The sequence below is a fragment of the Mucisphaera sp. genome, from assembly GCF_965279675.1.
In the GTDB taxonomy this organism is placed as follows: Bacteria; Planctomycetota; Phycisphaerae; order Phycisphaerales; family Phycisphaeraceae; genus Mucisphaera.
The window spans coordinates 1166912-1186168 of record NZ_CBDIIJ010000002.1 but is presented as its reverse complement, the minus strand read 5'-3'; the positions used below and the strand labels follow the sequence as shown (position 1 = coordinate 1186168).

The window sequence follows — 19257 nt, the reverse complement described above, 5'->3', positions numbered from 1 at the left end:
GGAGTCGTTCTGGATCGCTGAGATGATCTTGCCGAGTGCTTGTTGTGACAGTGGAAGAGCTGCTCTGAGTTCGGTCAAGTGTTGATAAGCCTGTGCGTTGAGCGTATTCCCGACAAGTACACAGATCAGTTCGGGCTGCTGTTGCGCGTGACCGGCGATCCGAAAGATAGCGGCCATCGTGTCTGCGGCCTTGTCACCGTTCTGGTCGGCCATGTCGACATACAACTGTTCGGCAAGCAATTTTGAGGTGGCGTGTCTGAAGCGGTGTAGCCATTTGAGGACGATGACATCTGTTGGCTGGTCAAGGTTGTAATCGACAGGCATTCTGAAATGCGGCTGGTGGGAGGCTTTGAAGAGTAGTCCGATCGCTGTTTGATTTCGTTGGGTGTATTCGCGAGCGGCTGAGAGCATGTTTCCGGTCGGGGGTTCGCCCAGCGGGGGGATCTCCTCAAAGCGATGCACGCCCGTTGTGAGCATCTGTTTCTCAAGTGCTTCGTCCCTGACCCAGGCGTCGAAGGCCTGTTGGTAGATCAGCGCAGCGTTGCTTGAGCCTTCAGGGATTACGGCGTAGGTGTTGAGGTCTTGGAAGGTGAGAGGTCCACCGGCGCTGCTTATGGCGTTCTGTATCCGGGTGAGCCTTTCTGTGTGCGATGCACATCCGGAAGCAGCTAGGAAAAGGGCAAGGGTGACAAACAGGCATCTGCGGTTTCGGTGGGTTAGCAGGGACATGGGGGCCCTTCGGAAGTGTGTTGACAGGGTAGCAGAGGGGGTGGTGGGATCAGAGTCGCTGGGGCTGGTGGGTGGGCTTGCGGGGGGGTGTGGGGGCGGCTACAACGCTGGGCCGGGTTTTTCGTGGTTTTTCTGGCCAAGGAGCTGGTTATGGCATCGCCGATTCGTGTGACGGTTTGGCATGAGTTTCGTCATGAGAAGGAGAGCGAGGCGGTGCGGGCTGTGTATCCGGATGGGATGCATGTGGTGATGCAGGGGGCGATTGAGGAGCAGCTGGGGTCGGCGGTGGTGGTTCGGACGGCGACGCTGGATGAGCCGGAGCATGGGCTGACGGATGAGGTGCTGGCGGAGACGGATGTGTTGACGTGGTGGGGGCACAAGGCGCACGGGGAGGTTTCGGATGCGGTGGTGGAGAAGGTGCAGAAGCGGGTCCTGGAGGGGATGGGGTTGCTGGTGTTGCACTCGGGTCACTACAGCAAGATCTTCCGGAAGCTGATGGGGACGACGTGCAGCTTGAAGTGGCGGGAGGCGGATGAGATGGAGCGGGTGTGGTGTCTGAATCCGGGGCATCCGATTGCGGATGGGCTGGATGAGTATTTCGAGGTGCCGAAGGCGGAGATGTATGGGGAGCTGTTTGATGTGCCTGAGCCGGACGAGTTGGTGTTTGTGAGCTGGTTCGAGGGGGGTGAGGTGTTTCGGTCGGGTTGCTGCTGGCGCCGGGGAAAGGGTCGGGTGTTTTACTTCCGGCCGGGGCATGAGACGTATCCGATCTACTATCAGCCGGAGGTGCGGAAGGTGCTGGGGAATGCGGTGATGTGGGCGGCACCTTCGGAGGGGAGTCCTTACCGTTTGGATGCGCCGAACATCAAGGACCCGCTTAGCCCGATTGCGAAGCGGTAGGGTTGGCGCTGTTGGTGCTAGGGTGGGTGGCTGTTGTGAGGTTGGCGGGGTTTTAGTCTGGAGGTTTTGTGACACGCGGTCCGTCGGCGGCGTCGGCGGGTGCGATCCCGCAGGAGAAGCCACGTCCTTTGTCGGGACGGTTGGCGGGGCTGTCGCTGCCGCGGCAGGTCTGGGTGCTGTCGATCTGGCCGTTGCTGGAGCAGTATCTGAACTTTCTGGTGGGGACGGTGGACATCATTCTGGCGGCGGACCTTGAGCCGGCGGCGGTGGGTGTGGCGGCGACGGATGCGTTGGGGATCGCGGGGTATGTGACGTGGCTGCAGGGGATGCTGATGGGGGCGGTGGGGATTGGTGCGGGGGCGTTGGTGTCGCGGGCGGTGGGTGGGGGTAAGGGTCGGCTGGCGAATGCGGGGACGGGTCAGGCGATTCTGTTGGCGGTGGGCATGGGGTTGCTGATGATGGTTTTGCTGATGGTGTTTGCGGGGGCGGTTTCGGATCTGGCGGGGTTGGAGGGGACGTCTCGGGAGCTGGCGGTTTCGTATCTGCAGATCGTGGCGTTGTCGGCGGTGGGGAATGCGGTGCTGTTCATTGGGGCGGCTTGTCTGCGGGCGGCGGGTGATGCGCGGACGCCTTTTCGGATCATGGTGGCGGTGAACCTGGTGAACATCGGGTTGTCGCTTTTGTTTGTGCGGGGTCCGGAGCCGATTGGTGGTTGGGGTGTGGCGGGGATTGCGGCGGGGACGGCGGTGGCCTGGGTGGTGGGTGCGGTGCTGACGCTGATTGTGCTGGTGCGGGGTGGTTCGGGTGTGAAGCTGATGGCGATGTGGCTTCGGCCTCACTGGCACACGATGCAGCGTATTGTGCGTGTGGGGATCCCGCAGTTTCTGGAGTCGGTGGGGATCTGGCTGGGGAACTTTGCGGTGCTGGCGCTGGTGGGCCGGTTTGTGGGTGATGGGTTGATCGGGGCGCACATGATTGCGATCCGGATCGAGTCGATCAGTTTTCTGGGCGGGTTTGCGGTCGCGCAGGCGGCGTCGACTTTGGTGGGTCAGTATCTGGGGGCGCATGATCCGCGGCGGGCGTCGCAGGCGGCGCTGTCGTGCACGGCGATTGGGGTGGGGTTGATGTCGCTATTCGGGTTGGCGTTTGTGCTGGTGCCGACGTGGCTGACGGGGCTGTTTAGTGATCAGCCGGAGCACCTGGCGATGACGCCTGAGTTGTTGTGGATTTGTGGGTGGGTGCAGCCGTTGTTTGCGGTGTCGATTGTGATTTCGGCGGCATTGCGGGGTGCGGGTGATACCAAGGTGACGATGTGGCTGAGTTTTTTGAGTCTGTTTGGCTTAAGGCTGCCGTTGGTTGTGTTTTTCGGTTGGTATCTGGAGTTGGGCCTGGTGGGGGTGTGGTATGGGTTGTGCTCGGAGTGGATATTCCGGGCGACGCTGTTCTATCTGCGTTTCTGGCAGGGTGGGTGGAAGCGTCAGGCGGTTTGATGTCAGGCGGCGAGGGGTTGGTTGGGCAGTTCGAAGGCGAGGCCTACGCGGTAGGTGGAGCGTAGGACTTTGAGGCAGTAGATGACGCGGACGGGGAGGAGGAGGGGCTGTCCGGCGAGTCGGGTGAGGTCGGCCCAGAGTCGGATGTTTCCGGGGAGGTCTCTTTCGGTGAGGATGCCGAGTCCGACGGGGGAGGTGTCGGTGATCCATCCGGGGTAGAGGGGTCGGAAGTCGTCGGGGTTGGGCAGGGCGTCGGGTTCTTCGGGTCCTGAGAGGACGCCTAATTCGACGGGGGCGGAGACGCCACGGCGCTCGGTCTCGCGGTTGGAGGTGCCGAGTGTGAGCTCCTGCTGGTCGAGCCTGGCGAGCAGGGCGTCGAGGGATTCGAGGAGTTGGTCGGTCACGGGTATGGCACCGATGTGTAGCGTGGTCATGGTGTGAGTTATCGGGCTGTGTGGTTGGGGCTTGAGGGTGGTGGGGTGGGTGGTGGATCGATTCGCGAGTATGGGCGGCAGGACCGTCAGGGTTTGCCTGGTTTGCCGATCGGGGCTGGGTTTGTGGGGGCTGGGTAGTATTGGGTGATGCAGTGGATGTTTGGACGAGGTCGGTGTCTGGATCTGGGGATGGGTGCGGTTCCGCGGATGATGGGGGTGTTGAATGTGACGCCTGACAGTTTCTCGGATGGCGGGGTTTACGGGGAGGGTTCTGAGGGGGTGTCGCGGGCGGTTGCGGCGGGGGTGGCGATGGCGCGGGCGGGGGCGGCGGTGATTGATGTGGGGGGCGAGTCGACGCGGCCTGGTGCGGAGCGGGTGGGTGCGAGGAAGCAGCAAAGGCGGACGGAGCCGGTGATTCGTGAATTGGTGGCGGCGTTGGGTGAAGCGGGGCTGGGGGCGGTGGTATCTATAGACACGACGATGGCGGAGGTGGCGGAGGCGGCTTTGGGGGCGGGGGCGTCGGTGGTGAATGACGTGTCGGGCGGGCGAGAGGACGCGGGGATGCTGGGGTTGTGTGCTCGAGCGGGCTGCGGGGTGATTTTGATGCACATGCAGGGTGAGCCGGGGACGATGCAGGAGGCACCTGCTTATGGGGATGTGGTGGCGGAGGTGGAGGCGTTTTTGCGGGAGCGGCTGGCGGCGGCGGAGGCAGCGGGGATAGCGCGGGAGGCGGTGGTGCTGGATCCGGGGTTGGGATTTGGGAAGAGGCTGGCGCACAACGTGTCGCTGATGGGGGCTTTGTCGGGGTGGTGTGATCCGGCGGGTGGTTTGGGGGTGCCGGTGCTGGTGGGGGCGAGTCGGAAGCGGATGATTGCGGGGTTGTCGCCTGGGACGACGGAGGGGGCGTCGGATCGTTTGGGGGGGACGGCGGCGTTGACGGCGTTGGCGGTGGCGGCTGGGGTTCGGCTGCTGCGGGTTCACGATGTTCGTGACAACCGTCAGGCGGCGGAGGTGTCTTGGGGTTTGTGCGTCTCGGGTGGTGAACGCTGATCCTGTTTCGGGTTGGGTAACCTGTGTGGTGTGGGTTGCTGGTGGAAAATTTAGAAATTTGGGTTTGGGGTAATACCGAACAAAACGCGACCATTTGTTGTGAGCTAGGTTCCTTGTATAGCTGGGTTTAGGTTTGTGTGGGGTGGTTGTCAGGTGAGTTGTTGCCAGTACTGGCGGGGTGGTCATTACCGGACGCTAGGTGCGATTATTGCTTTTAAGCGTTTTATATGTATTGTTTTAGGTCAGCTGTACCCTTTGTCAGGTGTTGTTCAAGATCGGAAGTTGAGATGGGCGATAGTTCCTATGTGAGACAGCTACCGGTCGTGAACCGGCTGGTCCTCCCCTCCGATTTGTTGCCCAGGCTCCGGTAAGTCCTGGACGGTTTCGGGCGGGCCAGATTCGGGCCTTGAGATGGCCCATGTAAGGAGTGCCTGTTATGTCAGATATTGCACCGATCCAAGGAAGCCAGATTGTGGTGCCGGTGGGTGGCAAGAGCCGTCCCCAGAGCGAGTCGGCTGAGGCGGTGCGTCGGCCGTCGGATCAGGCTGAGATTTCGCCCGCGGCGCAGATTCTCAGCAAGCTCGCAGATTTGCCGCCTCGGTTGGGGCTGGTGGCTGACATCCGTGAGCAGATTGCCAATGGGACGTACGAGACTGAGGAGCGTCTGAACGGCGCGGTGGATGCGTTGGCCGAAGACCTCGGAGATGAGTTGCTCTAGGGCCGGCCGTCTCGTCCGGATTATTTTCGTTGATTCAGGAAGCCCCATGCCTCCCGGTGTGGGGCTTTTTTCTATTTGGGTTAGCGGTGGCTTTGTGCGCGCGCGGGCGGTGGTTGGGTCCTGGATGGCGGGATGATCCGCTTGAAAGGTTGACTCATGAGCGAACCGGTAGGTGGTCGAGGGTTTGATGCGTCGGTGGATCCGATTGCGGTGTGTCTGACGGGTCTTGGGTTGCTCAAGCGGCATACGCCTTTTGGCGAGTTCTGGGATCTTCGGCACAACGAGTTGTGTGTGGCGAGTCTGGCGCTGGATGAGCGCGGGGCGAGTGAGGGTCGGCTGGGTGTGAACCGGACGATCTTTCCGAACCTGAGGGCGGGGATGCGGGCGGGGTTTCTGGGAGATGGGTATCTGGCTTATGGGCCGGAGAATCCGGGTGAGTTTCTGGTGGTGCAACTGCTGGTGTTCGAGTGCGACCGGGACATTCGTCGGTTTGGCGAGGACATGGATGCGATCGTGCGGTCGAAGGCGGCGGAGCTGGGCCTGGGGATGCTGGCGGCGAATCCGAGTTATAGCGCTGCGGTGGCGTTGGTTCGTGAGCTGGCGCGGTTTACGGCGGCGGGTCTGAAGAAAAACCGGGACGATCATCTGGCGAGTGTGGAGTTGTCGCTATTGCGGGGGACGGATGTGCCTTACCAGGTGAATCGGAGCTATACGTCGTCGAATGAGTATGTGGAGATGACGGTGGGGGTGAAGCCGCTTCGTGGGGCGAATGGTGAGGGTTCGGCGGTGGCGGCTTTAGGTTGAGTTGAGATCGGTTTCTGGTTCTTGGGCGCCGTGGGCTGGGAGGTCTGCGGCGTCTTTTTTATGGATGATCAGATTTTGGCGGGTTTTTGGATGTTTCTTTTATTGCGTTTATTTCGTTTGGGCGATAGAATTTACAAGTAAGGAGGTTGCGATGGCATCCATGAATTTAGCTGCACCGACGGCAGAAGAAGTGGAGCAGGCGAGGTCGGCGATCAGCATTTTTCGAGCTCACGCTGATTCGCTTGGGGTTGGTAAGGGTCAGGAGGGGCATCTGCGTGTGAGAGTGGAAGCAGATGGAGACCTCATCGAATTGCCGGCGATGGTGACGCGGCTGCTCAAGGATGTCTTGGAGCACATGGCCGCGGGCCAGGCTGTGAGCTTGCTGCCACTGTCAGGAGAGTTAACGACGCAGAAGGCTGCAGAATTACTGGGGGTGTCGCGTCCGTTTCTTGTGAAGTTATTGGAGAAGGGAGAGATGTCTTATCGTAAAGTGGGCTTGCATCGCCGTGTCAATGTGGCGGATGTGCTGGCGTATAGAGACCGGCAGCAGATTGCGCGATCCGAGGTGCTAGACGATCTTGCGGGGATGTCGCAGCGTGCTGGCGACTATGATTAGATTGTCTCATCTTGCGGATGCGCAGGGGGTCATGTGCGCTGGAGCTTCATTTGAGTGGTTTTACGGTCTTTTTCGACACGAATGTATTGGTGCCGGGTTCAGTCCGTGATCTTCTCATGCAACTTGCGACGACGGGTACATTTCGTGGTACTTGCTCTGTGCATGTTCTCGAGGAGCTTCGAGGTGTGTTGTCAGGCAGCCAGGGCTATTCGCGAGTGTCGATCGATCACTTAATCCAGCGTATGGGTGAGTATGCTTTGGATTTCGTTGTTGAGGGGTACGAGCCAACGATGCGGGGTTTGAGGCTACCTGATCCGGGTGATGAGCACGTGTTGGCTGCTGCGGTTCATGCACAAGCTGATGTAATCGTGACTTACAACCTGAAGCACTTTCCTGAATCTGTCCTAGAGCCACTTGGGCTTGCTGCGGAGCATCCGGATACTTTTGTTACCAACCTGTTGGACCTGTATCCAGAGGTTGTTGTTGGAAGTGTGCATGTTGTTTTAGAACGATTGAAGTCTCCGGTTCTTTCGCCCGCGAAGCTATTGGAGGTGTACGAGAAGAACCAGTTGGTAGCGACGGCGGCCACCCTGAGACCTTTCCTTGGCCTGGTGAATTAATAGCGTTTATGCTATTTTTGGTCCTGCGGCATGGAGTTGCTTATGCGGATTCTGGCTGGTTTGGTGTTGCTCGTGGTGGTTGGCGGGTGCTGGGTTTTGGCAGAGGAGGCGGTTGTGCAGGGGTACGGCTGGGAGCGGGATGTGCTTTACCGGGAGGTGGTGGAGATGCCGGATGAGGCGGCGGCGTATGCGCGGGAGCGTTGTCGGCTGGATGTGTATTACCCGGAGGGAGTGGAGGGGTTTACCACGGTGGTTTGGTTTCATGCGGGCGGGCTGCGGATGGGGCAGCGGTACGTGCCGGGGGAGTTGCTAAGGCAGGGGTTTGCGGTGGTGGCGGTGGACTACCGGCTGAACCCGGAGGTGGAGGCACCTGCTTACATAGAGGATGCGGCGGCGGCGGTGGCTTGGGTGTTTGAGCACATCGAGGCTTATGGTGGTGATCCGGATCGGGTGATTGTGGCGGGGGCTTCGGCGGGTGGGTATCTCGTGGCGATGATCGGGCTGGATCGTCGGTGGTTGGCGGCGGAGGGTGTGGATGCGGATCGGCTGTTGGGGATTGCGTCGTTGAGTGGTCAGGCGATCACGCATGTGACGGTGCGGGAGGAGCGGGGTGGGGATCGGTTGCGGGCGGAGGTGGATGACCTGGCGCCGGTGTTTCATGTGCGGGGTGACGCGCCGGCTTTGATGATCGTGACGGGTGATCGGGAGCTGGAGTTGCTGGGTCGGTATGAGGAGAACGCGTACTTCGCCCGGATGATGAAGCTGTCGGGACACGAGCGGACGGAGTTGTATGAGCTGGAGGGGTTTGACCATGCGGGTGTGGAGAGGCCGGCGCATGGGTTGCTGCTGCGTTTTGTGAAGACGCTGATGGCGGGTGAGTAGTGGTTTACTCGGGGAGGATGCGGTAGACGGGGATGAGGTTGGTTTGGGGGTTGATGGCTTGGCGGTAGGTGGGCCATTGGTAGAGGCCGAAGGCCATACGGGGTTCGAGGATGGCGATGGTTCGGCGGGCGTCGCGGGGGGTCATGGTGCGGAGGTCGATCCTGAGGGCGCCGGGCTGGTCGAGGCCGAGTTCGGTGTGGCTGGGTGTGGGGGTGAGAACCTGGGTTTGTTGTAGGCCGTCGTAGCGGTGGTAGAGGTTGTCGTAGTTGGTGGAGACGGTGATGAGGCGGACGGCTTCGATGAGGTGGTGGGGAGGGTCGGCGGGTGTGGGGTGGATGGTGTAGGGGATGGCGTGGTGGTCGAGGAGTTGGCGGTAGGCGGGGGCGTGTTGGGCGGGGATGAGGTAGGTGCGTGGGGTTTGGACGCGTTGCTTGATGACGCGGGTGGTGCGGAAGCCGGGTGCGGGGACGTTGAGGGTTTCGCCGGTGGCCTGGTCGATGACGGGGATGGTGGGGGTGGCGGGTGGTGTGGCGTCGGGTGATTCGGGGAGGGCTTCGGCCCAGAGGGTGTTGGTGGGGATGGTGTTGGGGAGGGGCTGGTTGGCGGCGGCGCGGATCTGGGGGATGAGATTGGGGTGGCGGGTGTGGGCGGTGATGAGGTGGTGGAAGAGGAGTCGGTAGGCGCGGGTGCGTTCGGTGAGGTTGTGCTGGGGGTTGGGGTGCTGGCGGTAGATACCTGACTCGATGATGAAGCTGAGTCCGGCGTGGAAGGCGAGTCCGTTGCGGGCGTCGTCGGGGTCGAGGGTGCTGAAGCGGAGTTCGCCTTGGGGTGGTGCGTCGCCGATGAGGTAGCGGGCGTAGTTGACGGCGTGGGTCTGCATGAGGGGTTTGGCGGATTCGATGAGTTGGAGGCCGTGGGTGTAGACGGGCAGTGGGAGGAGGGGGTGGTTGGCGGTGTCGAGCATGATGAGGGGCCATTCGAGCCAGCCCTGGTTGGTGTAGTCGGAGGTGTCGCGGCGGAACTCGTGGGCATCGACGATAAGGTCGGGGGTGAGGGTTCGTGCGAGTCGGTGGAGGGTTTGGGTTTCGGGTTGGCTGAGGATCTGGTGGTCGCGGTTGAGGTCGACGTTGTTGGCGTTGCGTCGGGTGTTGTTGACGAGGCCGTCGGGGTTGGCGGTGGGGAGGATCCAGAGGTCGGTGTTGGGCGGGAGTCGGTCGGGGTGGTTGGTGAGGTCGGTGATGAGGGTGAGGAGGGCTTCGCGGCCAGCGGGCTCGTCGCCATGCTGGAGGCCGATGAGGAGGATGGTGAAGGGTCGGGCGGGGCTGGGGTTGGCGGCAGTGGGGAGGGTGTCTGCGGGTCGATGGAAGTGGACGACGCGGATGGGGCGATTTTCAACGGAGCGGCCGGCGGTGGTGACGGCGACGCCTGGGCGGGTGGGGAGGCTGTCGAGGAGGCGGTTTTCGGCTTCGAAGGGTGTGATCTCGGTGAGGTTGGGGGTCTGGGTGACCCAGTCGGGGGTGGTTTGGGCGTGGAGGGGTGCGCTTGTGGCGAGAAGGATGACGGCAAGCAGGAGCAGTTGGCGGAGGGTGGTGGTCATGGTTGGGTGTCCGGTTCGAGGCTCGGGCTTTTGTACGTCGTTCACTGGGGGTTGGCCCTAGAGGGGTTAAACGGTAAACTTACGCGGTACAAGATGCAGGGTTCGGCGGCTGCCGGGCTTCTGACTGAGCATAAGCTGGCTGTCGCCGGCTTTTTTTGTGTCCCTCCCCACCCCCCCCGCATTGGGTTGCTGGGTTTTCCCGGGCTCATCCGGGCAGCGTGGGTTGGCCTGCCTGGGACATGAAGAGCGGTGCAGCACTCTGGAGGCCATGGAACATGGTTACATCGTTTCGGCGATCGGTTTATGGGTTTACGTTGATCGAGCTGCTGGTGGTGATTTCGATCATCGCGTTGCTGATCGGGATTCTGCTGCCGGCGTTGGGGGCGGCGCGGGATACGGCGAGGCGGCTGCAGTGTTCGACGAACATCCGGAGTCTGGTGGGGGCTTCGGTGGCGTTCGCGTTGGACGATGAGTTTGGGGTGTTCATTGGTGAGACCTCTGATGACTCCGACGACAACTTCCTGCATTTATATAGCCATGAGCGTCGTGAATTGGTTGGTGGTGGTGGCTTTAGAAATGTGTCTGGGTATCTCGGGGGCGATCAGTACAACATCCTGATCTGTCCGTCGACGAATGATTTTGTGGATGAGCAGGTCGATACGCGTGTACTGGGGAGTGGCAGTAATCGTTTTCTGGCCCGGGCCCCTCGTGTGGTGATGACAACGGCGGCTCGGAGTGGGTCGCCTAATCCGGATCGTTCGGGTCATAGTTATGAGATCTGGGGTTGGGCGGATGGCGGGACGTATCCGGATGGGATGGTGGTGTCGGGTTCGGATGACCCGTTATCGATTCGGATGGCGGGTTCCGGGAATGCGACCTCGCACCGGGCGGGTGGTGATGACCGGGTGAAGACGGAGCGATGGTTCCGGAATCCGAGCAAGGGGATGCTGATTTTTGATTCGGACGAAGCGGGTCAGAATGACTTTCCGGATGCGGATGTTTCTGGCGGTGATGCGTTTACGGACAACCACGTGAAGTCGTTCAAGCGTTCGGAGGACGAAACGGTGGTTGGGGGTGGGGCGAACGTTGGCTTCATGGATGGTCATGTGGAGTTTGTGCAGGCGGGGCCTGATTACATTGACACGCAGGTGGGTAGTTACAACGCCCCGCCTAACCGTGGTTTTTATTCGCAGTTCTATCCGCGTTTGGTTGAAGAAACGGACCGGAATGGGAATACGTTGTTCCGGTATGCGGACTGATGCTTAATTGATGACGGCATGAAAAAGCCCGGCCTTGGTTGGCCGGGCTTTTTGTTTTTGGGTTTGGTGCTGATTACTTCGAGCGGCGGAGGGCGAGGGCTCCGAGGCTCAGGAGGGCGAGGGAGGCGGGTTCGGGGATGGCGATGACGGCGTTGTCGATAAAGAAGGTTTCGCCGCCGAAGGCCGAGGTGAAGGTGACAGTGGTGAAGGGGGTGTCGCTGGCGAGGCCGAGGAACTGCTGGCCCTGCCCGCCGCCTGGGAGGAAGAGGGGGAAGGTGTCGACTTCGGTGCCATCGATGGTGATTTCGAAGCCGTTGGAGGATGCGGGGGATTCGAAGGTGGCGGCGAAGGCGAGGATGGGGTCGTTGAAGGTGAGGGTGACGGTTTCGTGCTCGCCATCGAAGAGGCCGACGCCTAGCTCGGTGGCGGTGGAGACGAAGGTGTCGTCGAAGGTGTTGTTGTTTCCAACGATGGTGAGGGTGAAGTCGTCGAAGGCGATGGGGGATTCGAGGGGCGGGCCGTTGCCGTCATCGAGGCCGCCTGGGACTTCGAGGGTGGTGCCTGCGGCGACGGCGTCGAAGTCGATGGGGGTGGTGACGGGGAACAGGGTGTTGAAGTCGGCCTCGGTGCCGTCGGTGGGGCCGGTGGGTCCGTAGACCGAGACGGCGGCGGAGGCGGCGTGGGCGGTGGTGAGTGCGGCGGCGAGCGCAGCGGTCAGGTGGAGCTTGTTCATGGATTCTTCCCTCTTTGAACAGGTGATAGTGTTACAGGCGAGGCCCGATTGTACGGCGTTCATTCGGATACGCCAAGTGGGTTTTGGTGGTTGTGGATCTGGGGAAGCGGGGGCGTAGGGTGCGTTCGTTGGTCATCTGTGGCTCGTCGTGCTTATTCGTTGGATGTTTCTTCGGCGAGTCGGTCGGCGCGGTTCTGGTTGAGCATCCAGGTCCAGAGTTCGGGGTCGTTGTAGGCGGGGATCCAGGCGCCGTGGTTGCCGTTGGGGTAGATGGTGAGTTTGGCGGTGGTGTGTCCGGCGGCGCGGACGCGTTTCATGGCGCGTAGTGATTCGTCGATGGGGACGACGTTGTCGGCTTCGCCATGGAAGTTCCAGAGAGGGACCTGGTGTTGTCCGATGGTTCGGGCGTCGTTCCAGGTGGCCCCGCCACAGATGGGTGCGGCGGCGGCGAAGCGGTCGGGTTCTGAACCGACGAGGGACCAGGTGCCGAAGCCGCCCATGCTGAGTCCGGTGACGATGATGCGGTCGGGGTCGACGTTGTGGGTTTGTTCGATCTGGTCGAGGAGTGCGTGGAGGGCATCGACTTCGTCGGGCCACCAGCTGTCCTGGGGGCACTGGGGGCTGACGACAATGGCGGGGATGGGCATGCCTTCTTCGATTTTCTTTGGGGGTCCCCAGGCTTTGACTTTGTTGAGGTCGTCGCCTCGTTCGCCGGCTCCGTGGAGGAAGAGGATGAGGGGCCATGTCTGGTCGGGGCTGGCGTGGTAGCCGGTGGGGAGGGCGATGAGGTAGTTGAGGCTGAGGTCTTTCTGGATGGTGGTTTCGAGGCGTGCGGGGGACTGTTTGGCATTCGTGGGCTGGTGGTGATCGGCGGTGAGGAGGGTGGTGGTGAGGAGGAGGGTGAGGGCGATGAGGGTGAGGCTTCTGGTCATTTGGATGGCTTTCGGCGGGGGTGTTGCTGGGCTTTGAGTCGGGGGGAGACGGCGTTATGCTATGGCTTGTGCCACCGCTGGTCGATTTTGGCTGGCGGCACCTTTGGAGAGGTGGCCGAGCGGCTGAAGGCAACGGTTTGCTAAATCGTCGTAGGGATTAACTTCCCTACCGCGGGTTCGAATCCCGCCCTCTCCGCTTGAGACTCAGATAATCAGAGACCGAGCTTATTTCAGGTCTATGGGCCGAATATGCGGCGTATTTCAGTATCTCTACACCTTTGCAGAGGGGCCGATCGCGGGAATCTCGGTGGTATCACCGAAGTGTCTCTCGGGGCGATTTCGAAGGTGTCTATCTGACGACCGCAGGTTCGTATGCCTCCCCCAAAGAGCACTTGGTTATGGCGTACTCAGAACGCGAGACCAAGCATTTTGGCCTGCTGATCCCAGTCGAGGTGGCGGGCCGCTTGCAGCAGATCGTTCAGTGTGATCCGGGGTGAGAGTGTCCCGGTGAGGACCGCTTTGAGAATCTGTGGTCCCAGATACGTCAGGGGTAGGAGCTTCTGGACCCGGGCTTTGTGGAGCCCGATCTTCGTTGCGTAGTCGGCCGTCGTGGTTCTCGATTCGGTCATCTCCTCCAGCCGGCGATGTGCCAGCCCTACTGCATTGACCAGGTGCTGCTTGGTTTCGGGATTCGCTGGGGAAGGTAATCTCCGCGTAGCTGGGTACAAGTTAGCTCCAGAGACCTGCGATATCGGGTGGATTGCCTCCTGCCGTGGCGAGGAGGACTTTCTGATCGATCGAACTAATGGAGAGAAACCTGACTAGCTCACGATCCTGGGAAGCGCTGTAGTCGTCTACTACACGATGCATGGCTTCGGCTTCGAAATGACCCCATTTCTCCCAGTCGTTGAGTATAGTTCGGCCGTCTGTGGTGCGTTGTTCGGGTTGTTCTCCGCAAGCGGTGAGGAATCCGAGCAAGCAGGCAATAGCGGCGAGAAGGGCTGAGGAGGGTAGACGTATTAGCAGTATGGGTGATAGCTCCGTGCGTTCACTGGCTTTATTCGTGGGAAGCGAAATGAATCGGACTAGCTTTCAATACGTATCAGGTCATAGATTCAGACGATTCTGCGAGTGGCCGTCAAGCGTTTAACTACGCATTTGATTGGTGCGTCGGAATTCGCTGGGTGTTGTTCCGTGCGCTTCGCGGAACGCACGTGCGAGGTATTTCGTGTTCTCGAAACCCGCCTCGTAGGCAATCTGTTTGATTGGGTGGTTCGTCACTATCAAGAGCCGCCTGACACGTTCCATCTGAACACGTCTAATCTCGGCATGAATCGAACGCCCGAGGTGCTGTTTGAACTTTCGGTGTCCGGTCGAGACTGAAGCGCCAATATGGTCCAGCACCTGATCCACGGTGATCGGATCACAGGCATGAATACGTATGAACCGTATACCCTCAGCGACCTGTTCGTCCTCGAAACCCGTTGTGTTGGTGGAGTTACGCTCGACCACCCGTTCGGGGGGGATCAGCATCATGTTTTGCTTCGGGACTACGCCGCTGAGCAACCCATCCAGTACGGTCGCGGCCTGGTAGCCGATGCGATGTGAGCCTGGTTCGATACTGGAAAGCGTGGGGTCGGACACGCGGCAGTAGCTCACATCGTTGTCGATCCCCAGGACTGCGATGTCTTCAGGGATGCGTATGCCTTCGACACGCGCTGCGTCAATGACCTTCAAGGCGCGACCGTCGTACAGAGCCAATACTCCGGCCGGCTTGGGCAGAGTCACAAGCCAAGAGCGTAGCCGTGCCTGTTCGGCCCCCCAGTTGCCGGCGACGTTAGGGTCCGGTTTATAGCGATGAAAGGTGCCGCCTGCCGCCTCGGTCGTATCTCGAAATCCTTGCCAGCGCAGCAGCGAGTAGTGGAATTCGGGCAGAGTATCGAGGCCGCAGTACGCCAGATGCTTGATGCCCTTTTCGAGAAGGTGGTTGGCCGCAATGGCACCGATCTGGTGGTGGTGAGCCATGACGACGGGGCGTCCCCCAAAATCACCGGTTGGCGTCGGAACACCGAACCCGACGAGTGGGACCCCGGTGCGGTCGGCGATCCTTCTAGGCCATGAAGCGTTGATGTCGCCGATGATTCCGTCGGCGTGCCAGTCGGCGATCTCAGAGGAGGCGTCGGAAGCACTCTCTCCTACGAAGACGCTCCAGTGCGGATTGTCTCGTAGATAGCTTCCAACACCCTGAGCAATGTCACGGTCGAAAGCGCGGTCCATGCGAATGAGCAAGGCGATGTGCTTTAAGCTCTTCATCACACACCAATATGAGCAACCGAGGGCCAGTTGACCATATTTTATCCTGCAGCGACAAAAAAACGGGTTGCCGTGCTGTAGGCTTGTGGCATAGTACGGCCGTATCTTAGTTTCAGTGCCTTTGTTCGCACTTCATCTCTATAGGGGAGACGATCGATGAAAGACGGAAAAAAGACGCATGTCGACCTCAGCCGCTACGCCCTAGCGGCATTCGGCCTCTCGGTTGGGGCAGGCTCCAGCGAGGCAGGGGTGGTCACGGTTGACCTCGGCGACACGCAACTCGGAGGCGGCTGGACGTATCTGGATATCAACGCTGACAGCGTTCGCGACATGGGCATCTTCGTTGGTGGTGGCTATGGGGGTTACGTAGTGATCCGAAGTGTGGCCTCTGGCGGCTATCCTACTGGTCTCTCGGGCGACCTAGACACCCTCACCTCCGGCAGTGACGCCAATAACCTTGAGAGTTTCGGTTCAGGTGTCGATATCGGCCCCGGGTCTCTGCTCACCAATCAACCTAGCGCTGGTGCTCAGGCCTCTGGTGCTTACGGGCTGAGCAACAACTTCGGCATCGGCAACTTCCTTGGCTTCCAGATCGACCTAGATGGTGCAGGTCCTGATGGGCCCAGCTTCGGCTGGCTTCGCCTTGACATCGATCACTTCAGCTCCGGTTTCCCGGCTGTCACCATCTATGAAGCAGCCTACGAGACAAACCCCGGTACCGAGATCCGGACGCCAGAACCGACCAGCCTCGCTTTGCTGGCGGCGGGTCTTGGAGCGCTCGCCACTCGGCGGCGATAACCGAGAAGTGGCGGGCGTCGATCTCACAGCCTTGCTGATGAGCAGGACCGAGCCATGACTGACCGCCAAGCCCGCCGAGTTCTGCTGATCGGCTGGGATGCAGCTGATTGGCAGATCATTGATCCCCTGCTTGAGCAGGGAAAGATGCCCGCTTTGCGCCGGCTGATTGATACAGGTGTGCGGGGGCGTATCAGCACGCTCCGACCCGTGCTCTCACCGATGCTCTGGAACTCTGTGGCGACTGGCAAGCATGCCGATCGCCATGGCATTTTTGGCTTTGTTGAGCCTCGGCCCGATGGCACAGGGATCCGGCCAGTGACGTCAACGAGTCGGCAGTGCAAAGCCATCTGGAACATACTGAGCCAGAACCAGATGAACTCCAACGTTGTTGGCTGGTTCGCGAGTGCACCGGCTGAGCCGATTCGTGGCTGTGTTGTCTCCGACGCCTATGGCACGCTTGCCACCCAGCCGCCGGACAAGCGTCAGGCCGATAGTGACATCATCCACCCCCCATCCCTCCGTGACCCCTTACTTGATCTGGTGGTCGACCCGTCTCGGCTCGATGCTCAATCTATTCTGCCCTTTGTCCCGCATGGAAGGGAGATTGATCAGAGTAGCGACGATCGACTGGCCAAACTCGCGCGCCTGATCGCCAAGATGTCTACGGTCCATGCCGCCGCGTGTCATCTCATCCAGACTCAGCCCGCTGATCTGACCGCTGTTTACTATGATGCAATTGACCACTTTGGCCACACCTTTATGCCTTACCACCCACCGGCTATGCAGGGTGTCTCTGAAGCAGATGCCAGGCTCTACGGTGAGTGTGTTACCGCTTGCTATCGGTTCCATGACATGATGCTGGAGGCGATGCTCGCCTACGCTGGTTCGGACACGACGGTCATACTCGTCTCCGACCACGGCTTTCATAGTGGTGCCGGTCGTCCCGGCCTCAAGGGTTATGAAAACCCGGTTAGTTGGCACCGCCCGTTTGGCATTGCCGTTGCTGCTGGTCCGGGTATTCAGCCGGGATCCAACGTCTACGGAGCCTCGCTACTTGATGTGACGCCGACCATTCTTCATCTCCTCGGTCTGCCGATTGGTGCCGACATGGATGGGCGCGTCTGGAGTGAGATCCTGGCCGACCCCAGGCAGCCCGACAGGGTGTTGTCGTGGGAGTCCATTGATGGCGATGATGGCCAGCATCCCGAAGAAGCACGTGCGGATCCTGGTGTTGAGGCGTCTGCTGTTCGTCAACTCGTTGATCTGGGTTATATCGAGGACCCCGGCGAAGATGCTCACAAGGCGATCGAGCGCACGACGCGCGAAGCTCGGCACAACCTCGCCACATCCCTGACCTATGGCCCACGTTGTGCGGAAGCCGTCCCCATCTGGCGTGAGTTGATCGATACCGCTGAGCCTGATGTTCGTGATGGTCTGATGATCAGCCTTGCCTACTGCTACGTGCGCATGAACGAGCCGGATCAGTGCCAAGGTGTGCTCGCCGAGTTGGGCGAGGTTGCCTCCATGCTTCCGTTTGTTCTCTTACTCCAGGCAGACCTGCACCTCAGTCGTCGGGAAGGTGAGCAGGCGCTTGACTGTCTGACGAAGGCTGAAGAGCACGGTGCTGATAAGACGCACATCCAGGGGCACGTTGGCCGAGCCTACATCCTGCTTGAGCGTTGGGATGATGCCGAGCGAGCCTTTCGCCGCGCTCTTGAGGTCTCCGCTGACGAGAACGCCATAGCCTTTAATGGGCTTGCACGCATCATGATTGCTCGTGGCCGCTACGAGCAGGCTGTGGACTTTGCGTTCCGGTCTATCGCGCTGATCAGCGCCTTTCCCAAAGCCCATTATCACCTTGGCTGGGCCTTAAAAGAACTCGGGCAAACCCCCGAGGCCATCGTCAGCCTTGAGAGCGCTATCCGGCTCGCCCCAAAGGGTGATCTTCCCGAAGCTCACAGACTGCTTGCCGCGTTGTATCGGGCAGAGAATCCCGACAGCGAGATGGCTTGGAAGCACGAGCTGGCTGCCAGTCGGCGTGCCGAGGACGTAGATCTTGGAATGTGACAATATTGTGCACCTGTAAGACACAATATGAGGTTGGCCTTACTCGAGAGCTGGTCTATCTTTCTGAGCCAGTTGCGAATTGAACTGTATCTCGTTGTTTTAAGCGTCACCGTTACATCGCCAGGCCGCACATCTGAATCGTGTCCAAGTGGCCTAGGCGGCACCTCTCAGGGAGATCGCTGCTATGGAATCCAAGGCTCACTCGCAAACGAACCTCTACTCATTGCTTAACGCTCGGATGGCGACCTACCTCACCGCCGCTGCAGCAGGTGTTTTCGCCGCCAGGGCCGATGCCACGATCAACTACATCGACCTTGACCCAGATCAGGTAACCGGCTCGTTCTTCGGTGCCTATGAAGTTGGATATTACGGTGATGACCCCAACGCCATTGGGTACGTCGATATTCTCGGCGACTCAACACCGGAACTGCTGGTGTTCACTTCCGGCTTCTACAACCACGCCTATACCTACTACTCCTACAGCGTTATCCGTGGCGATGCTCCGGGACAGGTCACCGATGCTTTACGTGTTCTTGACGCCGACACGGGGAGCGATCGTGTCAGTGCCTTCCGAGCTGGCGATCTGATTGGGCCCGGTGCTGCCACTCGCGGCAGCACGCTCATGTCTTACGCGGGCGTAGGCGATGGCAATGGTAGTTTCGATGACAGTGCCGACCCTGATCTGGTCTATCTCGGATTCCGTATCGACTCCGATGGGGTTGATGATGGCAATGATGCCGACGACTTCTTCGGCTGGGCCCGTGTCCGATTGGAGGTCGAAGCCTTCGCCCGAGCTCCGCGGATCACGATCTTTGACCTGGCTTACGAGGATCAGCCCGGTGTCGGGATCATTGCGGGTGATACGGGTTCCCAGCCCATCCCTGGTGACTTCGACGACAACGGCATCGTTGATGATGCCGATATTGATCTGCTGACAGCTAATTTTGGTAATCCAGCCTTCGATCTCACCAGCGACAGCATCACAGACAGCGATGACCTCCTGTTTCTTGTTCAGGACATTCTCGGCACAGAGCAGGGTGATGCGAACCTCGATCTCAACATCGATCTCATTGATCTAAGCAGCCTTGCCTCGAGCTTCGGACAGATCAACACAGGCTGGGAGCAGGGTGACTTCAACGGGGATAAAGAGGTCAATCTGATCGATCTGTCGCTGCTCGCCACCAACTTTGGCTTTACCGCCACGATTCCCGAGCCGACTAGTCTGGCCGCTCTAGCGCTCGGGCTCGGAGCCGCCTCACAACGTAGGCGCTGAGATATCCCTCAGATCCAGGCAATGCCGGATCTCGGAGGCTAT

General features: G+C 60.2%; 20 protein-coding genes and 1 tRNA gene. 14 read left to right on the top strand and 7 right to left on the bottom strand.

Annotated features, from left to right (window positions below; all coding sequences use genetic code 11):
• Window positions 1-78: 78 nt before the first annotated feature.
• From ACQZAB_RS05210 to ACQZAB_RS05200, 3 genes are all read left to right on the top strand, one after another.
• Window positions 79-246: a hypothetical protein gene (locus ACQZAB_RS05210; protein ID WP_428387712.1), complete on the top strand. Its 168-nt coding sequence runs from the start codon at window positions 79-81 to the stop codon at window positions 244-246.
• Window positions 247-879: 633 nt separating this feature from the next.
• Window positions 880-1629, top strand: a complete 750-nt coding sequence (locus tag ACQZAB_RS05205; RefSeq protein ID WP_428387710.1) for a ThuA domain-containing protein — start codon at window positions 880-882, stop codon at window positions 1627-1629.
• 68 nt (window positions 1630-1697) lie between these two features.
• Window positions 1698-3119 carry an MATE family efflux transporter gene (locus ACQZAB_RS05200; protein ID WP_428387708.1) on the top strand — a complete coding sequence of 474 codons (1422 nt, stop codon included), beginning with the start codon at window positions 1698-1700 and terminating at the stop codon, window positions 3117-3119.
• Window positions 3120-3121: 2 nt separating this feature from the next.
• Here ACQZAB_RS05200 and ACQZAB_RS05195 read toward each other — a convergent pair whose 3' ends face one another.
• Window positions 3122-3553, bottom strand: coding sequence for a hypothetical protein (locus tag ACQZAB_RS05195; protein WP_428387707.1), 432 nt, complete (start codon window positions 3551-3553; stop codon window positions 3122-3124).
• A gap of 147 nt (window positions 3554-3700) precedes the next feature.
• On the opposite strand from ACQZAB_RS05195, the gene folP reads away from it, so the two are divergent.
• The 6 genes from folP to ACQZAB_RS05165 all read left to right on the top strand — a co-directional run bounded on the left by folP (window position 3701) and on the right by ACQZAB_RS05165 (window position 8243).
• Complete coding sequence (gene folP / locus ACQZAB_RS05190) at window positions 3701-4603, top strand: dihydropteroate synthase (protein WP_428387705.1); 903 nt, start codon at window positions 3701-3703, stop codon at window positions 4601-4603.
• Window positions 4604-5039: 436 nt separating this feature from the next.
• Window positions 5040-5321 carry a flagellar biosynthesis anti-sigma factor FlgM gene (locus ACQZAB_RS05185; RefSeq protein ID WP_428387704.1) on the top strand — a complete coding sequence of 94 codons (282 nt, stop codon included), beginning with the start codon at window positions 5040-5042 and terminating at the stop codon, window positions 5319-5321.
• A 156-nt stretch (window positions 5322-5477) separates the two neighbouring features.
• Window positions 5478-6125 carry a hypothetical protein gene (locus tag ACQZAB_RS05180; RefSeq protein WP_428387702.1) on the top strand — a complete coding sequence of 216 codons (648 nt, stop codon included), beginning with the start codon at window positions 5478-5480 and terminating at the stop codon, window positions 6123-6125.
• A 151-nt stretch (window positions 6126-6276) separates the two neighbouring features.
• A complete protein-coding gene (locus ACQZAB_RS05175) occupies window positions 6277-6741 on the top strand; it encodes an excisionase family DNA-binding protein (RefSeq protein ID WP_428387701.1) in 465 nt (154 codons plus the stop codon).
• A 50-nt stretch (window positions 6742-6791) separates the two neighbouring features.
• Entirely contained in the window at window positions 6792-7361 is a 570-nt protein-coding gene (locus tag ACQZAB_RS05170; RefSeq protein ID WP_428387698.1) for a PIN domain-containing protein, read from the top strand.
• Between the two features lie 42 nt (window positions 7362-7403).
• Window positions 7404-8243 carry an alpha/beta hydrolase gene (locus ACQZAB_RS05165; protein WP_428387697.1) on the top strand — a complete coding sequence of 280 codons (840 nt, stop codon included), beginning with the start codon at window positions 7404-7406 and terminating at the stop codon, window positions 8241-8243.
• 4 nt (window positions 8244-8247) lie between these two features.
• On the opposite strand, the gene ACQZAB_RS05160 is transcribed toward ACQZAB_RS05165, so the two are convergent.
• Complete coding sequence (locus tag ACQZAB_RS05160) at window positions 8248-9840, bottom strand: M14 family zinc carboxypeptidase (RefSeq protein ID WP_428387695.1); 1593 nt, start codon at window positions 9838-9840, stop codon at window positions 8248-8250.
• Window positions 9841-10115: 275 nt separating this feature from the next.
• On the opposite strand from ACQZAB_RS05160, the gene ACQZAB_RS05155 reads away from it, so the two are divergent.
• Window positions 10116-11099 carry a type II secretion system protein gene (locus ACQZAB_RS05155; protein ID WP_428387693.1) on the top strand — a complete coding sequence of 328 codons (984 nt, stop codon included), beginning with the start codon at window positions 10116-10118 and terminating at the stop codon, window positions 11097-11099.
• A 73-nt stretch (window positions 11100-11172) separates the two neighbouring features.
• On the opposite strand, the gene ACQZAB_RS05150 is transcribed toward ACQZAB_RS05155, so the two are convergent.
• Both ACQZAB_RS05150 and ACQZAB_RS05145 read right to left on the bottom strand, forming a co-directional pair.
• A complete protein-coding gene (locus ACQZAB_RS05150; RefSeq protein WP_428387691.1) occupies window positions 11173-11832 on the bottom strand; it encodes a PEP-CTERM sorting domain-containing protein in 660 nt (219 codons plus the stop codon).
• Window positions 11833-11984: 152 nt separating this feature from the next.
• Entirely contained in the window at window positions 11985-12764 is a 780-nt protein-coding gene (locus tag ACQZAB_RS05145; RefSeq protein ID WP_428387689.1) for a prolyl oligopeptidase family serine peptidase, read from the bottom strand.
• Window positions 12765-12869: 105 nt separating this feature from the next.
• On the opposite strand from ACQZAB_RS05145, the gene ACQZAB_RS05140 reads away from it, so the two are divergent.
• A tRNA-Ser gene (locus ACQZAB_RS05140) sits at window positions 12870-12960 on the top strand.
• A 211-nt stretch (window positions 12961-13171) separates the two neighbouring features.
• On the opposite strand, the gene ACQZAB_RS05135 is transcribed toward ACQZAB_RS05140, so the two are convergent.
• The 3 genes from ACQZAB_RS05135 to ACQZAB_RS05125 all read right to left on the bottom strand — a co-directional run bounded on the left by ACQZAB_RS05135 (window position 13172) and on the right by ACQZAB_RS05125 (window position 15077).
• The gene (locus ACQZAB_RS05135) at window positions 13172-13393 is read right to left on the bottom strand and encodes a hypothetical protein (protein WP_428387687.1); all 222 of its coding nucleotides are present in this window, start codon (window positions 13391-13393) and stop codon (window positions 13172-13174) included.
• A gap of 100 nt (window positions 13394-13493) precedes the next feature.
• On the bottom strand, window positions 13494-13742 hold the full coding sequence (locus ACQZAB_RS05130; protein ID WP_428387685.1) for a hypothetical protein: 249 nt from the start codon (window positions 13740-13742) through the stop codon (window positions 13494-13496).
• 168 nt (window positions 13743-13910) lie between these two features.
• Window positions 13911-15077: a XylR family transcriptional regulator gene (locus ACQZAB_RS05125; protein ID WP_428387683.1), complete on the bottom strand. Its 1167-nt coding sequence runs from the start codon at window positions 15075-15077 to the stop codon at window positions 13911-13913.
• 156 nt (window positions 15078-15233) lie between these two features.
• Here ACQZAB_RS05125 and ACQZAB_RS05120 point away from each other — a divergent pair, with 156 nt between their 5' ends.
• From ACQZAB_RS05120 to ACQZAB_RS05110, 3 genes are all read left to right on the top strand, one after another.
• Window positions 15234-15875, top strand: a complete 642-nt coding sequence (locus ACQZAB_RS05120) for a PEP-CTERM sorting domain-containing protein (RefSeq protein ID WP_428387681.1) — start codon at window positions 15234-15236, stop codon at window positions 15873-15875.
• A gap of 54 nt (window positions 15876-15929) precedes the next feature.
• Window positions 15930-17942 carry an alkaline phosphatase family protein gene (locus tag ACQZAB_RS05115; RefSeq protein ID WP_428387679.1) on the top strand — a complete coding sequence of 671 codons (2013 nt, stop codon included), beginning with the start codon at window positions 15930-15932 and terminating at the stop codon, window positions 17940-17942.
• A 238-nt stretch (window positions 17943-18180) separates the two neighbouring features.
• Entirely contained in the window at window positions 18181-19215 is a 1035-nt protein-coding gene (locus ACQZAB_RS05110) for a PEP-CTERM sorting domain-containing protein (protein WP_428387677.1), read from the top strand.
• Window positions 19216-19257 lie beyond the last annotated feature (42 nt).